Consider the following 20,606-nt stretch of genomic DNA (forward strand, 5'->3'; position numbering starts at 1 on the left):
AGCACAGCCTGCTCATATGAAAGCTATTCCAGGTCAAAAAACAGATAAGAAAGATGCTCACTGGATTGCCCAATTAACACGAATCGGCCTGCTTCCTCGCAGTTTCGTTCCTGATGAAACCATTCAAGAATTGAGAGAGCTAACACGACAACGGAAACACTATGTAGAGAGCCGTAATCGTGAGACCAATCGGATCCATAAAATCCTCCAATCAGGAGGTATTAAGCTGACAACCTACATAGAAGATATCATGGGTGCTTCTGGTCGAAACTTACTGCAACTGCTTATTGATGAGACGCCCGTTACCCCAAGAATGATCCATCAATCTGTTTATACCAGTTTGAAAAGAAAAGTTCCCCAACTCCTTGAGGCACTTGATGGGTACTTTTCGGCTCATCATCGTTTTATGTTAGGTCAGTCCTTGGAGATTTACGATTTTTATCAAAAACAAATCGATTGTTTGGAAGAGCGTATGAACGGCTATCTAAATCTCTATGAGAGACCAGTGGAAATCCTAGATTCTATTCCTGGTATTGATCTCATTACAGCCTCTGTGATCATATCGGAAATTGGGGTAGACATGAGCCAGTTTCCAACAGCTGGACATCTCGCTTCCTGGGCTGGTTTGTGTCCTGGAAATAATGAAAGTGCCGGTAAAAAGAGGAGCACAAAAATCAGACATGGCAATTCCTATTTAAAAAGGTGTCTCTGTCAAACAGTTTTTGCGGCAAAAAAACAAAAAGGAAGTCCACTAGCAGAGCATTATTACCAGATTCAAAGCAGGAGAGGACCGCAAAAAGCAACTATTGCACTCGCACATCAACTTCTTAAAATAGCTTATATCCTTTTGAAAGAAAATCTTACTTATCAGGAGTTTGTGCTACAAAAAAAGGCTACTAGAGACGAGCCAGTAGCCTAATACAATTTTTTCGCTTTCATTATATCACAAGGGGAGTCTTTTTGCGCTCTTTTGAGTTTTCGTATAAAAAGTCCTAGCCTCTCAATTGTCTTTGGATTGTCGAGCAAGACGCAGTGGTTGAGTGGGCTCTACTACGCTGATTTCATCAGCTTTTACAGCCCTACTCAACTGTGCGGAGGTGGGACGACGAAATCGAATTCTAACGAATTACCGATTTCTGTCCCACTCTCTTTCATTACAAATATTATTTCTCTGTCAATGCTGCAAGTCCTGGCAATACTTTACCTTCAAGGAGTTCCATTGATGCACCACCACCAGTAGAAATCCATGAGAACTTATCCGCACGGCCAAGGTTGATGGCTGCAGCAGCTGAGTCACCACCACCGATGATTGATTTCACGCCAGGTTGTTTCACGATAGCGTCCATAACACCGATTGTACCAGCTTGGAAGTCAGGGTTTTCAAAGACACCCATAGGTCCATTCCATACAACAGTCTTCGCACCAGTCAAAGCTTCGTCAAATTTAGCGATAGATTTAGGACCGATATCTAAACCAAGGAAACCTGGATCTACTGCTTCGCCTTCAGTGTCTTTCACTTCAGTGTAGTCCGCAAAAGCATTTGCTTCTTTTGAGTCAACTGGCAAGATTAATTTACCGTTTGCTTTTTCAAGAAGAGCTTTTGCAATGTCCAATTTATCTTCTTCTACAAGTGAGTTACCAATTTCGATACCTTGTGCTTTGTAGAATGTGTAAGTCATACCACCACCGATAAGGACTTTATCAGCTTTTTCAAGCAAGTTTTCGATAACACCGATCTTGTCTGAAACTTTTGAACCACCAAGAATCGCTACGAATGGACGTTCTGGAGCTTCAACCGCTTCTTGGATGTAAGCAATTTCGTTTTCAAGAAGGAATCCAGCAACAGCTTTTTCAACGTTTGCTGAGATACCAACGTTAGATGCGTGTGCACGGTGAGCTGTACCGAATGCATCGTTTACAAAGATACCATCTCCAAGCGATGCCCAGTATTTACCAAGTTCAGGATCGTTTTTAGATTCTTTCTTGCCGTCAACATCTTCAAAACGAGTGTTTTCCACCAAAAGAACTTGTCCATCTTCAAGAGCATTGATCGCAGCTTCCAATTCAGCACCACGAGTGACACCTGGAAGGAAAGCAACATCTTGGCCTAATTTAGCAGCCAAATCAGCAGCTACAGGAGCAAGTGATTTACCAGCCTTATCTGCTTCTTCTTTCACACGTCCAAGGTGAGAGAAGAGAATTGCACGTCCGCCTTGTTCAAGGATATACTTGATTGTTGGAAGAGCAGCAGTAATACGGTTATCGTTAGTGATTACACCGTCTTTTACAGGAACGTTGAAGTCAACACGAACGAGAACTTTCTTCCCTTTCAAGTCAACATCTTTAACAGTCAATTTTGCCATTGGATATGACTCCTTCTATTTTTAATACATGATAATTATATCACAAAAGCTGTAAAAGCGATAGCAAAATTAAACGCTTTTCCCCTCTTCTTGACACAGCATCATCCAGAAGATACAATAGGGATAATAAAGGAGGATCACTTGATGCCAGAACTATCTCCCCTTCAAAAGAAAGCCGACCAAGATTTAAACATCATCGCTATCTTGACAATCCTTCCCCTTATCAGTTATCTATTTTTCCGAGAGCAGCTATTAGACTTTATTCGTCAATTATCGGTCTCCATCTGGCTCCGCCTTCTTGTCCTCGCAGCCTGCCAATTTTGTGTAGCAGGATTAGGCACAAGCGTGGTAATGATTCGTCGCAAAGAAAGTTGGAAAGAATATGGATTACTTACTCAGCATTTCCTCTCATCCCTCGTTCAGACTGCAGTTACCTGTCTTCCCTTGCTTCTTTTCCTCATCATTACAGGACAAGTTCACACCTACCTCCCATTTCAATCAATCTCCTTAACGAAAGAAATTCTTGCCAGTTCTTTTTCGACAAATATTTTAGGTTATTTGTTCATTTCTCTTATATGGGGATTCTGGGAAGGCTTTAATTATGTTGTAATTGCTCGGAAAATCAATCTCCGCTATCCACACCAAACGAAGGGAATCGATCTTGGTGCCCTCATTTGCGCTCTAATCTGCCTGCTCATACATGGAATGATTGGCTTAGATCCAACTTCTCTATTTGAAGCCGTCGCCGTATTCATTCTCATTTACGGCATGCTTGTCATTCAAAGAAAATCCGGAAATGCATGGAGCTGTGTCCTCATCTTTTGCCTTCTATGGAATGCATTTTAATACTAAGTAAAAATCCTATTTTAACCAAAGTCTTTTCCCAAAACAATTTTCTTCAAAACTGCTGTTTTTCAGCCCAGAATTACTTTTTCCATCTCTATAATAGCATCGTTTCAGGCTTTGAAAATTTTTCTGAAATCTTTTTATTGAATCTTCACTCAGTTTGGTATTCCAATGTCCTTTATAATAGACCATTCAAAGTTATACACGCAAACTTTCCTAGTTCCCTTGGCTATTTGTAAAAGTGGATTCGAAAAAGCCGTATAGAGCAGATAAAGCAAAATAAAATCCTATTTTCCTTGTCCAATCTAATGCTGGGCAAAAGCTATCCAATTCTCATTTCTATCCTAGTTGCCAATGAAGCCGCATTAGTACTCGTCATTGTTCATAGCATATTGACTCGAGTCTCAATAACTATTCATTCAAGCGGCTCAAATATACTTGTCTCAAAACTAAAAAAGAGATCCCGCGGATCTCTTTTTTCATACACTTGAATTATTTAGCGATTTTTGCAAAGTATTCAAGAGTACGAACAAGTTGTGAAGTGTAAGACATTTCATTGTCATACCATGAAACAACTTTAACCAATTGTTTACCGTCAACGTCAAGAACTTTAGTTTGAGTTGCGTCAAACAATGAACCGAATGACATACCTACGATATCAGAAGATACGATTGGATCTTCAGTGTAACCGTATGATTCGTTAGAAGCTGCTTTCATAGCTGCATTTACTTCATCAACAGTAACGTTCTTATCAAGAACTGCTACCAATTCAGTTACAGAACCTGTTGGAACAGGAACACGTTGAGCAGCTCCGTCCAATTTACCGTTCAATTCAGGGATAACCAAACCGATTGCTTTAGCAGCACCAGTTGAGTTAGGAACGATGTTAGCTGCAGCAGCACGAGCACGGCGAAGGTCACCTTTACGGTGTGGTCCATCAAGAACCATTTGGTCACCAGTGTAACCGTGGATAGTAGTCATCAAACCTTCAACGATACCGAAGTTGTCATGAAGAGCTTTAGCCATTGGAGCCAAACAGTTTGTAGTACATGAAGCACCTGAGATAACTGTCTCAGTACCATCAAGAATATCGTGGTTAGTGTTAAATACAACTGTTTTAACATCTGATCCACCAGGAGCAGTGATAACAACTTTTTTAGCACCACCAGCGTGCAAGTGTTTTTCAGCAGCTGCTTTAGTAGCAAAGAAACCAGTTGCTTCAAGAACGATTTCTACACCATCGTTAGCCCAGTCGATTTGTTCTGGGTCACGTTCAGCAGATACTTTAACGAATTTTCCGTTAACTTCAAATCCACCTTCTTTAACTTCCACAGTTCCGTCGAAACGACCTTGAGTTGTGTCGTATTTCAACAGGTGTGCAAGCATTACTGGATCTGTCAGGTCGTTGATGCGAGTAACTTCAACACCTTCTACGTTTTGGATACGACGGAAAGCAAGACGACCGATACGACCGAAACCGTTAATACCAACTTTAACTACCATTCGTGATTTCCTCCTTATGAAAATCAAAAAATTTTTATGTGAAAAGAGTAACTTGAGTTGCTACAAATCACCTTTCAACATATCTATTATATAACTTATCGAATGAAATTGCAACTGATTTCATTAGGATTAACAAAGGACATCATTTATTTCAGAAGTTTTCAATCCTTTTCAGAAAACAACTCCTTCCCTGTTATTTTCTTGTGTTGTATAAATAATCAATTATTTTAATTTTTATGCAAGAAAGCGCTTTACACAATATATGTATTGTGATACAATAATAAATATCTAGGCAAACATTTTTTGATTGCAATTCTTGCAACTCTGTTTGGCATAGTGCGAAAAAGAGCGTATCAGCTGCTAACGTAGCCACAGTTATACACACTAAAATGAGATCCATCTTGTTATGGACGGAATCACTCGAACATCTTATTCTTGGATGAATTTGTATTACCATACAGGTTTTCACGTATCCAACGTAGAACGTATTAACCGGTATGAAGGCATTAATCCAGCATTTCTTTATGTCTATCACTATAAGATTTATTAATAGCTAGAGGCTGGGACAAAAGTCCGACCTCAAATATAAAAAGCGAACAAAACTAGTTTTCTGGTAATCAGAATTCTGCTTTGTTCGCTTTTTGCATTTAATTATAGATTTGAAGGGCTTAATAATTAAGATTTTTAAAAATTGAAATCTTTTTGTCTCAGCCTCTACTTTTGTGTGAGGTATGTATATGGAATTCTTTCATTTTGAACTCAAGCGCTTTCTAAAAAGTCCTAAAAATAAAATCTGCCTAATCCTGCTGGCAGTAATCTTTTTGGGCCTATTTGCCTTTTACCAAACAACAATAAACAAGCAGAGTTTTGATAGCAATCTGGCTTTTATCAGAGAGCAGCTCCAACAAAGCAAACAATTGGTGAAAAATTTACAAGATCAAGTCAAACTGAATCCCGACGATCAAGTTCGCTCCCAACAGCTTAGTCAGGAACAAGAAAAATAAAAGCTCCTATCAGAAGAATTGGCTGCTTTAGAAAAAAAGGATCTAGAGAAAGTTAGCCAGCTGGAATATCAGAGCTTACTGGCCCAGCTTGACACTATGACAGATAAGAACTCCGATAGCTATAAAAATCTAAGGGCCAGTATCCGCTACCGCGAAGCTGTGAAAGCAGTCGGAGGAACTCCAAGCCTTACACTTAATAACACAAGCGAAGCTGCCTTTAGCATAGGCCACATCATGACAGGCTGGTTGTCCTCTACTACCATCTTTGTTCTCATCACCGTCCTCATAGCTGATTCTCTCAGTAGCGAGATTGAGAGCTCTCAGATTCGTTTCTATCAGCTGCTGGGTGGCCGAAAACTTAAGCATTTGCTCATTAAACTGCTGGTCCCTATCCTAGTGACCTTTCTGACCACCCTCCTACTCTTCACTACCCTATATGTAGCCAAGGGCCTGCTAGACAGCTTCGGTACCTGGAGCTATCCATATCTTCTAGGTCGAACCATTGTACCTATCTGGCAGATTAGCTTGCAAACAATCATCCTCTTCCTAGTCGCTCTAATCTTCCTGGCCAGTCTGGGCCAGTTTCTGGCTCTCATATTCAAAAAAAGCTTAGTTGTCATTGGTCTCGTTATTGTTTTCCTGACTGGTTTTCTCACTTTGGCTCAGGAAGAATGGTTCCAGCCCTTCAAACAGTTCTTCCCTTTTGAATACCTAGGTTATGGCCAGATCCTCAACGATGCTAGCATACTTCCTAAAAATGCCTTTCTGATAGGGATTATTTACCTGCTAACACTGAGCCTGATCTTTACATTAGTCTCCTATCGACTCTATAAAAATTTCTACTATCGCAAGGAGGGGAAAGCATGATAGAATTAAGGATTAAAAATCTCACCACAGCTATAATTGAGGATTTAAGCTTTGAGCTGTCTGATCCGGGTCTATACGGCATTATCGGTCCCAACGGGATTGGTAAGAGCACGCTCTTCAGCCTGATTAATGGAGAAGTCAAAGGGTTCAGAGGACAACTCCAAAGCGGAAAAGTCGCCTACATTCCTAATTTGGATATTTTTGATAAACACTTGTCGGCTCAGGACTATCTGCAGCTCTTAAGCCCAGAAGAACAGAATGTTTTCCAGGAAAATCTAGAAAAGATGGGCGGAGCGGATTATTTAAATAAAAAAATCGGAAAATACTCTCTAGGTATGAAAGAGCTCTTCGCCTTTCTCTATATCTTGTCCCTTCCCAGCGACCTTATTATCTTGGACGAACTGCTGGATGGTCTTGACGAGCTGAGACGATCTACAGCCTATGAACTATTAAAAGAATACAGTACACAAAAAATCATTCTGCTAACCTCTCACAATCTATCAGAAGTTTTCAAAATTTGTGATACAGTCTATCTTCTTAGCAAGAATTCCCTGACAGCAATTGAGGACTTTGATCCAGCCAATGCTCTAAATCTACTGAAGTTTAAAGGTAACAATGCCTGAGATATTCCATTCATTTTAGCTGCCAAAGAGGCTGGGACAAAAAGATTTCAATTTTTAAAAATCTTAATTATTAAGCCCTTCAAATCTATAATTAAATGCAAAAAGCGAACAAAGCAGAATTCTGATTACCAGAAAACTAGTTTTGTTCGCTTTTTATATTTGAGGTCGGACTTTTGTCCCAGCCTCTTGTCTTTAAACAAGCTATTATGCTTCACCTTTGTTTTTCTTAATGATTTCTTCTTGTACTGACTTAGGTACATCTTCGTAGTGGTCAAATACCATCATGAAGGTACCGCGTCCTTGTGATGCTGAACGAAGAACTGTTGCATAACCGAACATTTCAGCAAGCGGAACATAGGCACGAACGATTTGGCTGTTACCATGCGCTTCCATACCATCAACACGTCCACGACGAGCTGTTACGTGACCCATAACGTCACCAAGGTTTTCTTCAGGAACAGTGATTGTTACCAACATCATTGGCTCAAGGATAGCAGGCTGAGCAGTCTTAGCAGCTTCTTTCAATGCAAGTGAAGCCGCAACCTTGAAGGCTGTTTCAGATGAGTCGACATCGTGGTATGAACCATCGTAAAGTTTAGCTTTCACATCAACGATTGGATAGCCAGCAAGGACACCATTCGCCATTGACTCAATCAAACCTTTTTCAACCGCTGGGATGAATTCACGAGGAACCACACCACCGACGATAGCATTTTCAAACTCGAAGCCTTTTCCTTCTTCGTTTGGAGTAAATTCAATCCATACATCACCGAATTGACCTTTACCACCAGATTGACGTTTGAAGAATCCACGTGCTTGAGTAGAAGCGCGGAATGTTTCACGGTAAGATACTTGAGGAGCACCTACGTTTGCTTCAACCTTGAACTCACGACGCATACGGTCAACAAGGACATCCAAGTGAAGCTCACCCATACCAGAGATAACTGTTTCACCAGTTTCAACGTTTGTTTCAACGCGGAATGTTGGATCTTCTTCAGCCAATTTTTGAAGGGCGATACCCATCTTGTCTTGGTCAGCTTTAGATTTTGGCTCAACCATCAATTGGATAACTGGTTCTGGAACGTTGATTGACTCGAGGATGATTTTAGCTTTTTCATCTGTCAATGAGTCACCAGTTGTAGTATCTTTCAAACCAACAGCAGCAGCGATATCACCTGAGTAAACAGTGTCGATTTCTTGACGGCTGTTAGCGTGCATTTGAAGGATACGTCCAATACGTTCACGTTTACCTTTAGAAGTGTTCAATACGTAAGAACCTGATTGAAGCACACCTGAGTAGACACGGAAGAAAGTCAAACGACCTACGAATGGGTCAGTCATAATCTTGAAGGCAAGAGCTGCAAATGGCTCTTCATCAGATGCAGGACGAGTTTCTTCTTCTTCAGTATCTGGGTTGATACCTTTGATTGCTGGGATATCAAGTGGGCTTGGCAAGTAGTCGATAACTGCATCAAGCATCAACTGAACACCCTTGTTCTTGAAAGCAGAACCACACAATACTGGGAAGAATTCAACATTGATAGTCGCTTTACGGATACCAGCTTTCAATTCTTCGTTAGTGATTTCTTCACCTTCAAGGTATTTCATCATCAATTCTTCATCAGTTTCAGCAACTGCTTCCACCAATTTTTCACGGTATTCTTGAGCTTGCTCAAGGTATTCAGCTGGGATATCTTCTTCCAAAATATCTGTACCAAGGTCGTTAGTATAGATTTCAGCCTTCATCTTGATCAAGTCGATGATACCACGGAAGTCATCTTCAGCACCGATTGGCAATTGGATTGGATGAGCATTCGCTTGAAGACGATCGTGCAGTGTGCTTACTGAGTAAAGGAAGTCAGCACCGATTTTGTCCATTTTGTTAGCAAATACGATACGTGGAACTCCATACTCAGTTGCTTGACGCCAAACTGTTTCAGTTTGAGGCTCAACACCTGATTGTGAGTCAAGAACGGTAACTGCACCATCCAAGACACGAAGAGAACGTTGTACTTCGATTGTGAAGTCCACGTGTCCTGGTGTGTCAATGATGTTTACGCGGTGGTTGTTCCATTGAGCTGTTGTTGCAGCAGATGTGATAGTGATACCACGTTCTTGCTCTTGCTCCATCCAGTCCATTTGTGACGCACCTTCGTGAGTTTCACCGATTTTGTGGATTTTACCAGTGTAGTAAAGAATACGCTCAGTAGTTGTTGTTTTACCAGCATCGACGTGAGCCATGATACCGATATTACGAGTTTTTTCAAGTGAAAATTCGCGTGCCATGAGGTTGTTTTCTCCTATTAATTTATTTTACAATTTATTATAACATTATTTAGAAAAAACGGATAGGCAGGACCTACCCGTTCTTAATATTTATCTTGTTTTTGTTGGTTTCAACTTAGAAAATTGACAAGTTGAGTTAAAACTAAGAGCTAAATACTCTTTAGCTGATTTGAATTCGCACGGAACACTATGTGTTCTAATTGAACTCGGACTAAAAGCTCGGAAAATAGATAAGCTTTCCTAGAATCTCCAATTCTTCGTCAAGCCTCCTAATTTTCAATCGCTTTTTCAACGCCCTTAGTATCTTATTTAGTTGAGCTCAAGCTAAAAGTCTGGAGAAAAAGATGAATCTCATTGGTTGCAGTCGCAACCTGCTTCGATTCCCTATTTTCTCTTGGACTTTCTTAACGCTTTCGCATCCTATATTACCAACGGAAGTGTGCGAAGGCACGGTTAGCTTCTGCCATACGGTGAGTATCTTCGCGTTTCTTAACTGCTGCACCAGTGTTGTTAGCAGCATCCATGATTTCTTTTGCAAGACGATCTTGCATAGTGTGTTCACCACGACCACGTGAAATTGTTACCAACCAACGAAGGCCAAGTGTAGTACGACGTTCTGGACGAACTTCAACCGGTACTTGGTAGTTTGAACCACCGACACGACGAGCACGTACTTCAAGAACAGGCATGATGTTTTCCATCGCTGTTTCAAATACTTCAAGTGCATCATTTCCAGTAGCTTCTTTGATTTGCTCAAAAGCTCCGTAAACGATAGAAGCTGCTGTACCACGCTTACCATCAAGCATAACGCGGTTAATAAGACGAGTAACTAATTGTGAATTGTAAAGCGGATCTGGCAATACTTCGCGCTTAGGCGCACGGTTTTTACGACTCATTTATCTTTATCCCCTTTCCTTATGCTTTTGGACGCTTAGTACCGTATTTAGAACGGCCTTGCTTACGGTCAGTAACACCTGCTGTATCAAGTGCACCGCGGACGATATGGTAACGTACCCCTGGAAGGTCTTTTACACGTCCACCACGAAGAAGCACCACACTGTGCTCTTGCAGGTTGTGTCCGATACCTGGGATGTAAGCTGTAACTTCGATCAAGTTGCTCAAACGTACACGGGCAAATTTACGAAGGGCTGAGTTAGGCTTCTTAGGTGTCATAGTTCCAACACGAGTTGCAACACCACGTTTTTGTGGTGAAGATACGTTTGTTTGAACTTTTTTGTGGCTGTTGTAACCAACGTTCAAAGCTGGTGATTTAGATTTTTCTACTTTTGATTTACGCGGTTTGCGAACCAATTGGTTAATTGTAGGCATCTACATTCTCCTGTATTTTTTTAATTTTGGTGATGATACACTTGGTGACAGCTACCATCTGTGTGTACTTTTGCAACATTTGTCAGCACGTCTCTGTACACTTTTGAGAGACCAAAAGTAAAAAGTACCGTTTATCATTGTAACATAGAGGCATTGCTTAGTCAATACTTTTTGTTTATTTTTTACTCCCATTCAGCTTTTTAGTTTCTTAATAACTATATGTTCTTCCCCTTGATGCTTAATCATAAAAAACTCTCAAAAAGCTGCTTTTACAGCACTATTGAGAGTTTCTTAGTTTCTGAAATATGATTCAAACCATCAGAATATTTTATAGAGATCCTTTTATCACAAAACAATGCCAGTGCCTCAAGCATTTCTATAATCCTGTTATTCTCCGCTTGAAGGCTGAGGGGTTGAGCCAGCATCTGAAGAAGGATCCGGTGTGGCAGAAGATGGACTTGGAGTAGGTTCTGGATTTGAAGACGGAGCAGGACTTGGATTTTCTTGTGGCTGAGATGGCGTCTCAGTTGAGACGGCAGGAGATCGATAAACTGGCGCCGCCGGTGAAGCAGATTGCTGCTGTTCTGAAACAGGTTCAGAAGAATCCGTCGGTGCTTGGTTCGAAGACATCGCATCTCTCACCGCCTGAATTCTACTTTGCAGTTTCTCCTTAACCGCCTCATCTTTTACCTTGTCAACTGCTTCTTGAGCTTGAGAAAGATTCTCAGCAGTCTGCTCCTCTTCTAGCTTTTTAACAGCAGACTCTGCCTCTTGTACCGTACTGTCTGATGAAGCGTTACTGCTGGAGCCGGCTTTGCTAGAACTTGACCGTCTGCTGTAGCTAACTATTTTAGTAGATTGCCCGGTTTTCTGTGTTGGTTTGACAAATATAAAACCTGAAATTAAAACAACCACTAAAAACAATACTATTCCTAAACGCACAAAGATTGAACTCTGCTCCAATTTATCAAATAAACTTTTCATCTTACTTTCCTAATTTTTATCAAATATATTGCCAACTTCAACATCAATCGTATTCGATTTAACATCAATATTGGTTACCTTCAGAAGCGATTTATAATCCAGATGATCACGGGTGGTTTGGGCATTATCTGCAAAGACAGCCACACCCGCCAACTCTGAATCAAACTCAGACAAAAGGCTAACCATCCCATTAATCGTTCCGCCACCCTTGAGGAAGTCATCGACGATGAGGACCCGACTTCCGGCCTTAAGACTGCGTTTTGAGAGGAACATTTTTTCAATCCGATCCCCGCTAGAACCAGAAACGTAGTTGACACTGACCGTTGAACCCTCAGTGATTTTCAGGTCGCGCCGCACAATGACAAAGGGAACATTCAAGACATTAGCGACAGCATTGGCAAGTGGAACCCCCTTGGTCGCAACCGTCATGACAGCATCAATCTTTTGACCTTTAAAGGCTTTGGCAATGATGCGACCGATATTATTGAGGATAGACGGCGTACTGAGCAAATCTGACAAATAGATATAGCCACCAGGAAGAATCCGATTACTTTCAGATAATTGAGCACACAAATCTTGAACAATAATTCTTGCATCTTTCTCTGAGATTGAAGGGGTAAAGATAACACCTCCACCAGCTCCTGTAATGGTTTCAATTGTTCCAATTTCAATTTCCTCAAAGGCGCGCTTGATGATTACAATATCTTCTGAGATGGAGGACTTAGCAGACTCATATTTTTCTGCAAATGTGTTTAAACTTGTCAATTCATAAGGGTGGTTAATCAAATAATTGGAAATAACCACCATCCGCTCACTTCTTCTTAATTTCATTTTTTCACCAATTTGACTCAATAAAAATCCTCCACAAACTGATATGAGAAAGCCTAAAGGATCTCCAGGCATTTCCAGCATAAACCAACTACTCAGACTGTTGAAGATAATAAAGTTTGAAGAGATTTTCTAAGAGTATTTATTTTATTTTTTTCATTATATCATACTCTAGCAAAAAAACGAACATTATGCTAAATATAATGTCCATTTTTCGTATTTCACTTGTCAATTTTTGGTTTATAGAAGGAACGATTTTCCAGTGCGAATATTTTATTGGTCATTTCTCCTGGAGCAACGAGAGACAGAGCCGCGGTCATCATCATCATCTCAGCGTCCAGATTGTCAATCATGTGCAGGATTTCGGCCTCCATAATCTTTGGACGAACGGGACTGCCGTATTCAAGAAGACCGTGGTGACTAAGAAGAACGTGGCGCAAAACGATGACATCTTCTTTTGTATCATCGATTTTCAGCTCCGCCAAGGTTTTAGTCAGTTCCTCATCAATCAGTGCAATATGCCCAATCAGATTGCCTCGCACGGTGTATTCCGTGTTTTCTGGGCCGGTCAGCTCAATGACTTTGGCCAAGTCGTGCAGCATGATCCCTGCAAAAAGGAGGCTTTTATTGAGCTGAGGATAGATGTCGCCAATCGCATCCGCTAGTTTGACCATGGTAGCTGTGTGAAAGGCTAGACCTGACTCAAAAGCATGGTGATTGGTTTTCGCTGCTGGGTAGGAATAGAATTCCTTATCGTATTTGCTGTAAAGTGAACGGACCACGCGCTGCCAGACCTGATTTTCAATCCGAAAAATCATCTGAGCCAAGTATTCCCGCAATTCTTTTTGATCAACCGGTGGTTTTTCTTTGAAATCAGCAGGATTGTTGGGCTCACCAGCTTTTGGCAGGCGCAGGGTCAACTGATTAACCTGCGGGGTGTTATTGTAGACTTCGCGACGGCCTTGCATGTGAACGACTTTTCCCGCTGTAAATTCTGCTACATTATGGGGCTGAGCATCCCACAATTTTCCCTCAATCACTCCAGTGTCATCTTGGAAAGTGAAGGCGAGGTAATTTTTCCCAGCTCTGGTCTGTCGGACTTCGGCTGACTTAATCAGATAAAATCCTTCAAACAATTCATCCTTTTTCATTTGATTAATTTTCATAGTCTTCCCTTTCATCTGGAATATCTAGCAAGTGTAACTGAAGGTCTTGGTCAGACAATTCAATATGCCGCAGCGTTCTTTCAATGGCATTGGTTCGGCGAGTCAGTAGCTCGTCAATGCTGCCAGAAGCGTTCTTCAGGTGCTTCTGAGCCTTGGCTAGAATGCCCCCAAATTTATTAAATTCCAGCTTGACACTGCCCAGAACCTTGCTGATGTCATCTGCGCTACGCTGGATGTTCAGGGTTTTAAAGCCAACCGAGAGAGAGTTGAGCAGGGCTGACAAGGTAGATGGACCCGCCACAACAATCTGCTCATCTCGCCTCAGACCGTCGAAAAACTCTGGATTGCGAACCACTTCGGAATAGAGACCTTCCGTTGGCAAAAACATAATCCCAAAATTAGTCGTAGCTGGCGGAGCCAGATATTTACTGTTGATATCCTTGGCAAAGCGCTTGACGCTAGCCAACAGCGACTTACGGTAAAGTTCAATTTCTTCCTTATTGCCAGACTCGTAAGCCTCTTCCAAGCGGTAATAATCCGCCAGAGGAAACTTGGAGTCAATAGGCAGGTAGACATAGTCCTGATCCGTCTGTCCCGGCAATTTGATAGCATACTCCACACGCTCACTAGATCCTGCTACTGTGGCAAATTCCCGCTCATACTGGCTTGGTGTCATGATGTCTTCGATAATTTGTCCCAGCTGGAGTTCGCCCATAATGCCGCGGGTTTTGGTATTGGAAAGAACCTTATTGAGACTGCCCACATCCCGAGCCACCGTCTGCATCTCTCCCAAACCACGATTGACAGACTCTAGCTGCTTGGATACCGTCTCAAAGGAGGTCTGCAGGCGACTCTGCAAAGTCTTCTCCAATTTTTCCTCAACGGTCTGGCGCATCTGCTCCAGCCGCAAGTCATTGGACTCCTGAATCTGACGCATCCGCTCATCGGTTTTATCTCGATTTTTGCTGAAACTATCCGCCATTTCTGTTCGTAAATCCGTCAAATGTCGATGCAAATCTGTTCGAACTTCTGTTAGCCGATCTCCCAGAACAATTTCCAGATCTTTTTGCCGAAGAGCCTCCTGCTGTCTTTCCTGCTCAAAGCGGTAATCCAGCTGGTCGGACAGATGATCTTCCTGCTCTTCTAACAAGACTTTGATTGCCTGCTCCTGCTGCCCCTGTCTCTGCCAGAAGAAATAGAGAAAGACCAGATTGATGATAAGCAGGATGATGATGATATATTCCATATCAACTCCTATCTTTACTGTAAATAACAACCGTATAACCCCTGTCAAAGGATAAAAATACAGGTCTATCTATAAATTCGTTAGAAGCATAGACTTTTTTAAAGAAAAAATTCCTTTCATTTAAAGGATATTTAGCTCCTTCAATGGTCAGAGCCACATCCTCTGTCGGCATAAAGGCCAGATAGTCCATCCCTTCCACTGGCTTAATTTCATGACGACCAGAGGGCACATAGCGGATGCAATTCTGGGCATCCACTAAGGTCAGCCGCTCCATATAGGGGGCGATTTTATCGTTGCTGGGTAAGAAAATGTTGGCCAGAGCATGGTCTAGACGACCGCCAAAGGCACCGAAAATCGTCAGATAAGCATCTGGATACCGCTCAAGGCAAGCCAAAACAGCTAATTCCAAGTCCGTATCATCCTTTTCAGGCTGAGCCTGAATGACCTCCTTGGCCTTGCCTTTAATGCGCAGCAATTCTTCATCGGAGACAGAATCAAAATCTCCAATTGCTAAATCTAGGGGCAATCCCTGCTTTAGCAAATAAAAGGCACCACGATCAACCCCGATAAAAACATCAAAATCCTGACTGAACTCCGTCAAATCACCACCGGCAAAAAGGGCAATTCTAGGCATCTAGCGCATCTCTCAAGGTCTGTACTTGATGACTGACATCACCTTTGAAGACATAGCTACCTGCTACGAAAACATTGGCGCCAGCTTCTCTAGCCATCTGAATCGTCTTGTCATCAATCCCACCGTCAACCTCAATATCAAAGTTCAGCTCATTAACTTCCCGCAGAACGACCAGTTCACGAATCTTATCCATGGTTTCTGGCAGAAAAGCCTGACCGCCAAAGCCTGGATTCACTGTCATGACTAGGACCTGATCCACTAGATTCAAGACATTTTTAATCGCTTCGACTGGAGTTCCTGGATTGATAACAACACTAGGCTTGACACCTGCCGCACGAATCTTCTGCAAAGCCCCATGAATATGCGGTGTCGCTTCCACATGGATGCTGATAATATCCGCACCCGCCCGAGCAAATTCCTCAATATGGTGCTCAGGATTGGATACCATGAGATGGCAGTCAAAAACCATCTTGCTGTGGGGACGCATACTTGCTACGACCCCAGCACCAAAGCTAATATTGGGTACAAAATGGCCATCCATCACATCCAGATGGGCATACTCTGCCCCGCTAGCTTCTAGCTTTTTCAACTCAGTCTCAAAATTAGCATAATCCGCACTCAGAACAGAGGGAGCAATTTTAAATGTTTTCATGATGATTCCTTTCTTTTGTTTAAAGTTTTTTAGCTGTCTTTTTATAAGTTTCACGACGGTTCTCGATTTCACTGAGAAACTGCAGGTAGTTTTCGAAACGAAAAGAAGCAATTTGCTCGGCTTCTACGGCTGGTTTGACGGCACAAGCTGGCTCATGCGTATGGGTACAGGTTCGAAATTTGCAATCTCGACTCATCTCGGCAATCTCTGGAAAGGCAGCATTCAGGTCTTCGGACCTGTCCACCTCATAATCCAGCGAAGAAAAGCCTGGGGTGTCCGCAATCTTTCCTCCATTAAGATTGTAAAAGCTGACTGCCCGCGTGGTATGGCGGCCGCGCCCCAGACTTTCAGAGATTTCTCCTGTTTCCAGCTGCAAGTCTGGCGCTATTTTATTGAGCAGGGTGGACTTTCCAACACCGGTCTGACCCATGAAAACCGTGATTTTCCCCGCCAGTAGTGGCAGTAAATCCTCGACAGACTGAACCACCCGATAACCAACCTGTTGATAAGTCTGTGCATAAGCATCCAAGCTCCGCTCATCCTCCAGCAGATCCAGTTTACTAAGATAGATAATGGGATGAATAGCCTTATGCTCCAAAAGCACCAGAAAGCGATCCAAAAGATTGGCATTGAAGTCTGGCTCCTTAGCACTCATGATAATAACCGCCTGATCAATGTTGACAATGGATGGTCGAACGAGGCTGTTTTTTCGCTCTGCAATTTTTAAAATGTAGCCCTCAGAGTCCTTGTCCGCTGAAAACTCAACATGGTCGCCAACATAAGGAATCTGACCTTTTTTTCGGAAATTTCCCCGCGCTCTGGTCTGATAAACCTGCCCGTCTGACTCTACATAATAAAAGCCAGCCAAGGCTTTGATAATTATTCCTTGCAAGACTGCTCCTTTAAAGTTAATACAATTATTATATCAAAAAAAGACAGATATTTGGCTTTTACTATTGGCTTTTTGAAAAAATATGTTATAATAAAAAAACAAGCGGAGGTGGTGGAACGGCAGACACGCATGCTTCAGGCGCATGTGCCCGTACGGGTGTGAGGGTTCAAATCCCTTCCTCCGCATTGAACAGGAACTCTTGTCCAATTTGACAAGAGTTTTTCTTTTAGAAAATTTTGAAAGTCTCCTGAAATATCTTTCAGAAAAACCAGCCCTTTTCAGACAGGGCTGGTTTTCAATATCTTATAGACCTTGCGCCTTCAAGGCATCTGCCAGACGGGCAAAATCTGCTAAAGCCAAAGCCTCTCCTCGAACACTTGGAGATAACTCAGCTTGCTCTAAAGCGGCTGTTAACTTGGCTTTGGTTTCCTCTGACTTGCCAAAATAACTGGTCAGGTTGTTCCAGAGAGTTTTCCGACGGTGAACAAAACTAGCCTTGGAAACCTTGAAAAAGAATTTCTCGTCCTGGACCGCAACTGCCGGCTGGTCTCTGCGTACCATCTTGAGAATGGCCGAATCCACATTTGGAGCTGGCACAAAGACTGTCCGCGGCACGATAAAGGCAACCTTGGCAGTCATGTAATACTGCACGGCAATCGACAAACTGCCGTAAGCCTTGGTATTCGGCTGAGCAGAAATTCGATCCGCCACTTCCCTCTGCATCATAACAACAAACTCACTAAAAGGAATTCCACTCTCAATCAAATGCATAAGAATCGGCGTCGTAATGTAGTAGGGCAAGTTTGCCACCACCTTGATAGGCAGGTCAGGATTTTTAAACTCTGCTATGTACTGAGTCAGATCAACCTTGAGGATATCCTGATTGACCACGGTCACATTGTCAAAATTGCGCAGAGTATCCGCCAAAATTGGCACCAGCCGATCATCAATCTCAAAAGCCATGACCTCGGCTGCATTTTCCGCCAAAAATTCTGTCAAAGCCCCAATACCGGGCCCAATCTCGATGACATTGACCTTTTTGTCAATCTCAGCTGTGTCCACAATCTTCTGGAGGATGTTGGTATCCGTCAGGAAATTCTGACCGAAAGATTTTTTAAAGGTGAAACCGTGACGCTCCAGAATGGCACGGGTCACACTATAGTCTGCAATTCTCATTTTCTCTTCCTATTTTTCACTTAAATAAAATACTTTTTGAGCTTAAAATCTTGGACTTGTAAAATATTAACGAGCCTTTCTCCAAAACTAGTTCTTATATATGTCTTGTTTTTAGATCTTGCTCTTTCCATTGTATCCTCTGTGACAATAAAACGTCCGCCATCTACCGCCTGCCACATGGAATTATTAGTTGTTTCTTTCATTAATCCTAACGCGACAAGCCTTAGTACAGAATCTTCATTGGTATTATCATTATCATAAATAGTTAAATCTTTTTCAATTAGTGTACTAAAATCACTTACTAAGAATCTATCTATTACTTCAGAATATACTAAAAAATCTGTCCATTTTAAAATGCCATCTAAATAAGCGCGATATAGCCTCGCTAACATAACTGGTTTATCACATCCTATATATCTATCGACAATAATAACGATATATTCTAGTTCTTTTATTCTAAATTTTTCTTGACTGTCAAACTTTTTCTTATATTCATTCAGCTTATATTCAGTTACAATACCTTTATTAATTTCCTGAATAAATTCTATCATTTTCCTAACATGATATCTTTCCTTCACTGTTTTACCAATATGATAAAGCGAGACTGCCGTAGAAATAAATGGAATTTCTTTTATAACTCCCTCATTTAAGTTGGCATCTAATCCTGACTCTAAAATATCAATTACTAGTGGCTGTCCATCTTTTTTTAATGACTCTCTAAAAGAATACTGTAAATTATTTTCATTCATTTAATTTCTCCTAATAGATTTTATTCTAAGCAATTGTAATTTGATTTAGCAATTCTTCACCGCACATCTCTTAATTCTTATACCTCTCCATCACTTCTTCCACTTCCGCCAAGGTCACGCCAAACAATTCCAGCCGTTTGAGGAGTTGCTTGCCGTTAGAATAGCCGATGCGGAGCTCTTCGCCTAGATACTCTCGACGCTGACGGCTGTCACTTCCCATGAGTAGCCCCAGCCGCATGAGGTCATTCTTTGTCACATCAAAATCACTGCTTGACTCAAAATGGCTGGTTACCCCAGCGAGGGCTGTTTTTAAGTCTTCAAAACTCGCATGCTCAATGCCTAATGAGCGCCCTTTGGTCTTAGACTTGGGTGCTGCTTCGTCGCGCTTGAGAAAGGCATGTTGGACAGCGGGAATTTCTGTCATGATTAAACGGCGAATCCGCTCGCCATTGAAATCAGGGTCTGTAAAGACAATGACACCATGTAAGTCCTGCAAGCGACGAATCCGTTCAATATCCGCATCGCTGATAGCAGAACCTCTAGTTTCATAGGTCTCAAGATCAAAATATCGCTTTAGATTGGCTGTGTCATCACGCCCTTCCACAACGACCACTTGCGGGATTTTTATCTTTTCAGTCAAGCCTAAACACCTTCTTTGCATTTTCATAGGTCGCCTGCGCTACTTCTTCGACAGTCAGCCCTCGAAGCTCAGCAATTTTCTCTACAACATAGCGAGTGTAGGCTGTTTTGTTTTCTCGGCCGCGTTTGGGAACAGGTGCCAAGTAAGGTGCATCCGTCTCGACGAGGATTTTGTCTAAAGGCAGGTTCTGCGCAGCCTCCTGAATATCCGTCGCTTTTTTAAAGGTGACGACTCCAGAAAAGGAAATCATCATCCCTAGCTCGATAAAGCGCTCTGCCATTTCCAAAGAGCCAGAATAAGAATGCATGATACCGCCCCGAGGACCGACACCCTCACTCTTGATAATCTCATAGGTGTCTTCTAAAGCATCGCGCGTGTGAACGACAAAGGGTAGGTCTAACTCTTTCGACAACTGAATTTGTCGGCGAAAGACTCGCTCTTGCACTTCCTTGGGCGCAGTCATCCAGTGATAGTCCAAGCCAATCTCACCCAGAGCCACTACCTTGGGATGACCAAGCTTGTCCCGCAGATAGGCTTCCACCGCCTCATCATAAGTCCCCGCCTCGGTCGGATGCCAGCCAATCGTCGCATAAAGCTGCTCATAGCTGTCTGCTAGATCCAAGGCGCGCTCAATGGTCGGCCGGTCGAAACCGACAATATTTATTTTGCTGACGCCCATTTCTGCAGCCAGCTGGAGCTCCTCTACCTCTCGCCCAGCAAATTCTTCCACATTTAAATGCGTGTGTGTATCAAAAATGTTCAAACTATATTTCCTCCTCATTCCTAAAAGTTCCCTAAGCCTTGAAAATCAAGGATTT

The 20,606-nt window shown here is 42.2% G+C and carries 21 protein-coding genes and 1 tRNA gene; 6 read left to right on the forward strand and 16 right to left on the reverse strand.

The features are described from left to right. The coding region (locus AC5FEC_RS04615) for an IS110 family RNA-guided transposase (protein WP_493661444.1) at positions 1–919 on the forward strand (919 nt) is incomplete at its 5' end. 244 nt (positions 920–1,163) lie between these two features. Here AC5FEC_RS04615 and AC5FEC_RS04620 read toward each other — a convergent pair. Then, positions 1,164–2,363, reverse strand: a complete 1,200-nt coding sequence (locus AC5FEC_RS04620) for a phosphoglycerate kinase (protein ID WP_037614810.1) — start codon at positions 2,361–2,363, stop codon at positions 1,164–1,166. 144 nt (positions 2,364–2,507) lie between these two features. Here AC5FEC_RS04620 and AC5FEC_RS04625 point away from each other — a divergent pair, with 144 nt between their 5' ends. Continuing rightward, positions 2,508–3,209: a hypothetical protein gene (locus AC5FEC_RS04625; protein ID WP_493661445.1), complete on the forward strand. Its 702-nt coding sequence runs from the start codon at positions 2,508–2,510 to the stop codon at positions 3,207–3,209. 492 nt (positions 3,210–3,701) lie between these two features. Here AC5FEC_RS04625 and gap read toward each other — a convergent pair whose 3' ends face one another. Beyond that, positions 3,702–4,712, reverse strand: coding sequence for a type I glyceraldehyde-3-phosphate dehydrogenase (gene gap / locus AC5FEC_RS04630; protein ID WP_000260673.1), 1,011 nt, complete (start codon positions 4,710–4,712; stop codon positions 3,702–3,704). A gap of 737 nt (positions 4,713–5,449) precedes the next feature. Between gap and AC5FEC_RS04635 the strand changes: the two genes are divergently transcribed. The 3 genes from AC5FEC_RS04635 to AC5FEC_RS04645 are packed head-to-tail and all read left to right on the forward strand — an operon-like array spanning position 5,450 to position 7,206. Next, complete coding sequence (locus tag AC5FEC_RS04635; RefSeq protein WP_493661446.1) at positions 5,450–5,716, forward strand: hypothetical protein; 267 nt, start codon at positions 5,450–5,452, stop codon at positions 5,714–5,716. A gap of 18 nt (positions 5,717–5,734) precedes the next feature. Further along, positions 5,735–6,583: an ABC transporter permease gene (locus AC5FEC_RS04640; protein WP_493661447.1), complete on the forward strand. Its 849-nt coding sequence runs from the start codon at positions 5,735–5,737 to the stop codon at positions 6,581–6,583. Further along, positions 6,580–7,206, forward strand: coding sequence for an ATP-binding cassette domain-containing protein (locus tag AC5FEC_RS04645; RefSeq protein WP_052076742.1), 627 nt, complete (start codon positions 6,580–6,582; stop codon positions 7,204–7,206). The genes AC5FEC_RS04640 and AC5FEC_RS04645 overlap by 4 nt, the downstream gene beginning before the upstream one ends. A 204-nt stretch (positions 7,207–7,410) precedes the next feature. Here AC5FEC_RS04645 and fusA read toward each other — a convergent pair whose 3' ends face one another. The 10 genes from fusA to rsgA all read right to left on the reverse strand — a co-directional run bounded on the left by fusA (position 7,411) and on the right by rsgA (position 17,223). Beyond that, positions 7,411–9,492, reverse strand: coding sequence for an elongation factor G (gene fusA, locus AC5FEC_RS04650; RefSeq protein WP_493661448.1), 2,082 nt, complete (start codon positions 9,490–9,492; stop codon positions 7,411–7,413). A 425-nt stretch (positions 9,493–9,917) separates the two neighbouring features. Next, the gene (gene rpsG / locus AC5FEC_RS04655; protein WP_005591659.1) at positions 9,918–10,388 is read right to left on the reverse strand and encodes a 30S ribosomal protein S7; all 471 of its coding nucleotides are present in this window, start codon (positions 10,386–10,388) and stop codon (positions 9,918–9,920) included. A gap of 19 nt (positions 10,389–10,407) precedes the next feature. Beyond that, a complete protein-coding gene (rpsL, locus tag AC5FEC_RS04660; RefSeq protein ID WP_005591658.1) occupies positions 10,408–10,821 on the reverse strand; it encodes a 30S ribosomal protein S12 in 414 nt (137 codons plus the stop codon). Between the two features lie 387 nt (positions 10,822–11,208). Next, positions 11,209–11,805, reverse strand: coding sequence for a GA-like domain-containing protein (locus AC5FEC_RS04665; RefSeq protein WP_052076743.1), 597 nt, complete (start codon positions 11,803–11,805; stop codon positions 11,209–11,211). 9 nt (positions 11,806–11,814) lie between these two features. Beyond that, the gene (purR, locus tag AC5FEC_RS04670; protein WP_037614848.1) at positions 11,815–12,636 is read right to left on the reverse strand and encodes a pur operon repressor; all 822 of its coding nucleotides are present in this window, start codon (positions 12,634–12,636) and stop codon (positions 11,815–11,817) included. Positions 12,637–12,854: 218 nt separating this feature from the next. After that, entirely contained in the window at positions 12,855–13,799 is a 945-nt protein-coding gene (locus AC5FEC_RS04675) for a 3'-5' exoribonuclease YhaM family protein (protein WP_493661449.1), read from the reverse strand. Next, complete coding sequence (locus AC5FEC_RS04680) at positions 13,789–15,045, reverse strand: DNA recombination protein RmuC (protein ID WP_493661450.1); 1,257 nt, start codon at positions 15,043–15,045, stop codon at positions 13,789–13,791. The genes AC5FEC_RS04675 and AC5FEC_RS04680 overlap by 11 nt, the downstream gene beginning before the upstream one ends. Before the next feature lies 1 nt (position 15,046). Next, positions 15,047–15,679, reverse strand: a complete 633-nt coding sequence (locus AC5FEC_RS04685; RefSeq protein WP_493661451.1) for a thiamine diphosphokinase — start codon at positions 15,677–15,679, stop codon at positions 15,047–15,049. After that, positions 15,672–16,331 carry a ribulose-phosphate 3-epimerase gene (gene rpe, locus AC5FEC_RS04690; protein WP_037614824.1) on the reverse strand — a complete coding sequence of 220 codons (660 nt, stop codon included), beginning with the start codon at positions 16,329–16,331 and terminating at the stop codon, positions 15,672–15,674. The genes AC5FEC_RS04685 and rpe overlap by 8 nt, the downstream gene beginning before the upstream one ends. Positions 16,332–16,350: 19 nt before the next feature. After that, complete coding sequence (gene rsgA / locus AC5FEC_RS04695) at positions 16,351–17,223, reverse strand: ribosome small subunit-dependent GTPase A (protein ID WP_493661452.1); 873 nt, start codon at positions 17,221–17,223, stop codon at positions 16,351–16,353. 102 nt (positions 17,224–17,325) lie between these two features. On the opposite strand from rsgA, the gene AC5FEC_RS04700 reads away from it, so the two are divergent. Further along, positions 17,326–17,408: transfer RNA gene (locus AC5FEC_RS04700), tRNA-Leu, on the forward strand. Positions 17,409–17,526: 118 nt separating this feature from the next. Here AC5FEC_RS04700 and rsmA read toward each other — a convergent pair. The 4 genes from rsmA to AC5FEC_RS04720 form a co-directional block, all read right to left on the reverse strand. Then, positions 17,527–18,399, reverse strand: a complete 873-nt coding sequence (rsmA, locus tag AC5FEC_RS04705) for a 16S rRNA (adenine(1518)-N(6)/adenine(1519)-N(6))-dimethyltransferase RsmA (protein ID WP_493661453.1) — start codon at positions 18,397–18,399, stop codon at positions 17,527–17,529. 20 nt (positions 18,400–18,419) lie between these two features. Next, complete coding sequence (locus AC5FEC_RS04710; protein WP_493661454.1) at positions 18,420–19,148, reverse strand: hypothetical protein; 729 nt, start codon at positions 19,146–19,148, stop codon at positions 18,420–18,422. A 70-nt stretch (positions 19,149–19,218) separates the two neighbouring features. After that, on the reverse strand, positions 19,219–19,815 hold the full coding sequence (gene rnmV, locus AC5FEC_RS04715) for a ribonuclease M5 (RefSeq protein WP_493661455.1): 597 nt from the start codon (positions 19,813–19,815) through the stop codon (positions 19,219–19,221). Next, positions 19,781–20,551 carry a TatD family hydrolase gene (locus tag AC5FEC_RS04720; protein ID WP_493661456.1) on the reverse strand — a complete coding sequence of 257 codons (771 nt, stop codon included), beginning with the start codon at positions 20,549–20,551 and terminating at the stop codon, positions 19,781–19,783. The genes rnmV and AC5FEC_RS04720 overlap by 35 nt, the downstream gene beginning before the upstream one ends. Positions 20,552–20,606: the final 55 nt, after the last annotated feature.

It is taken from the genome of Streptococcus sp. STC1396 (genome assembly GCF_058933875.1).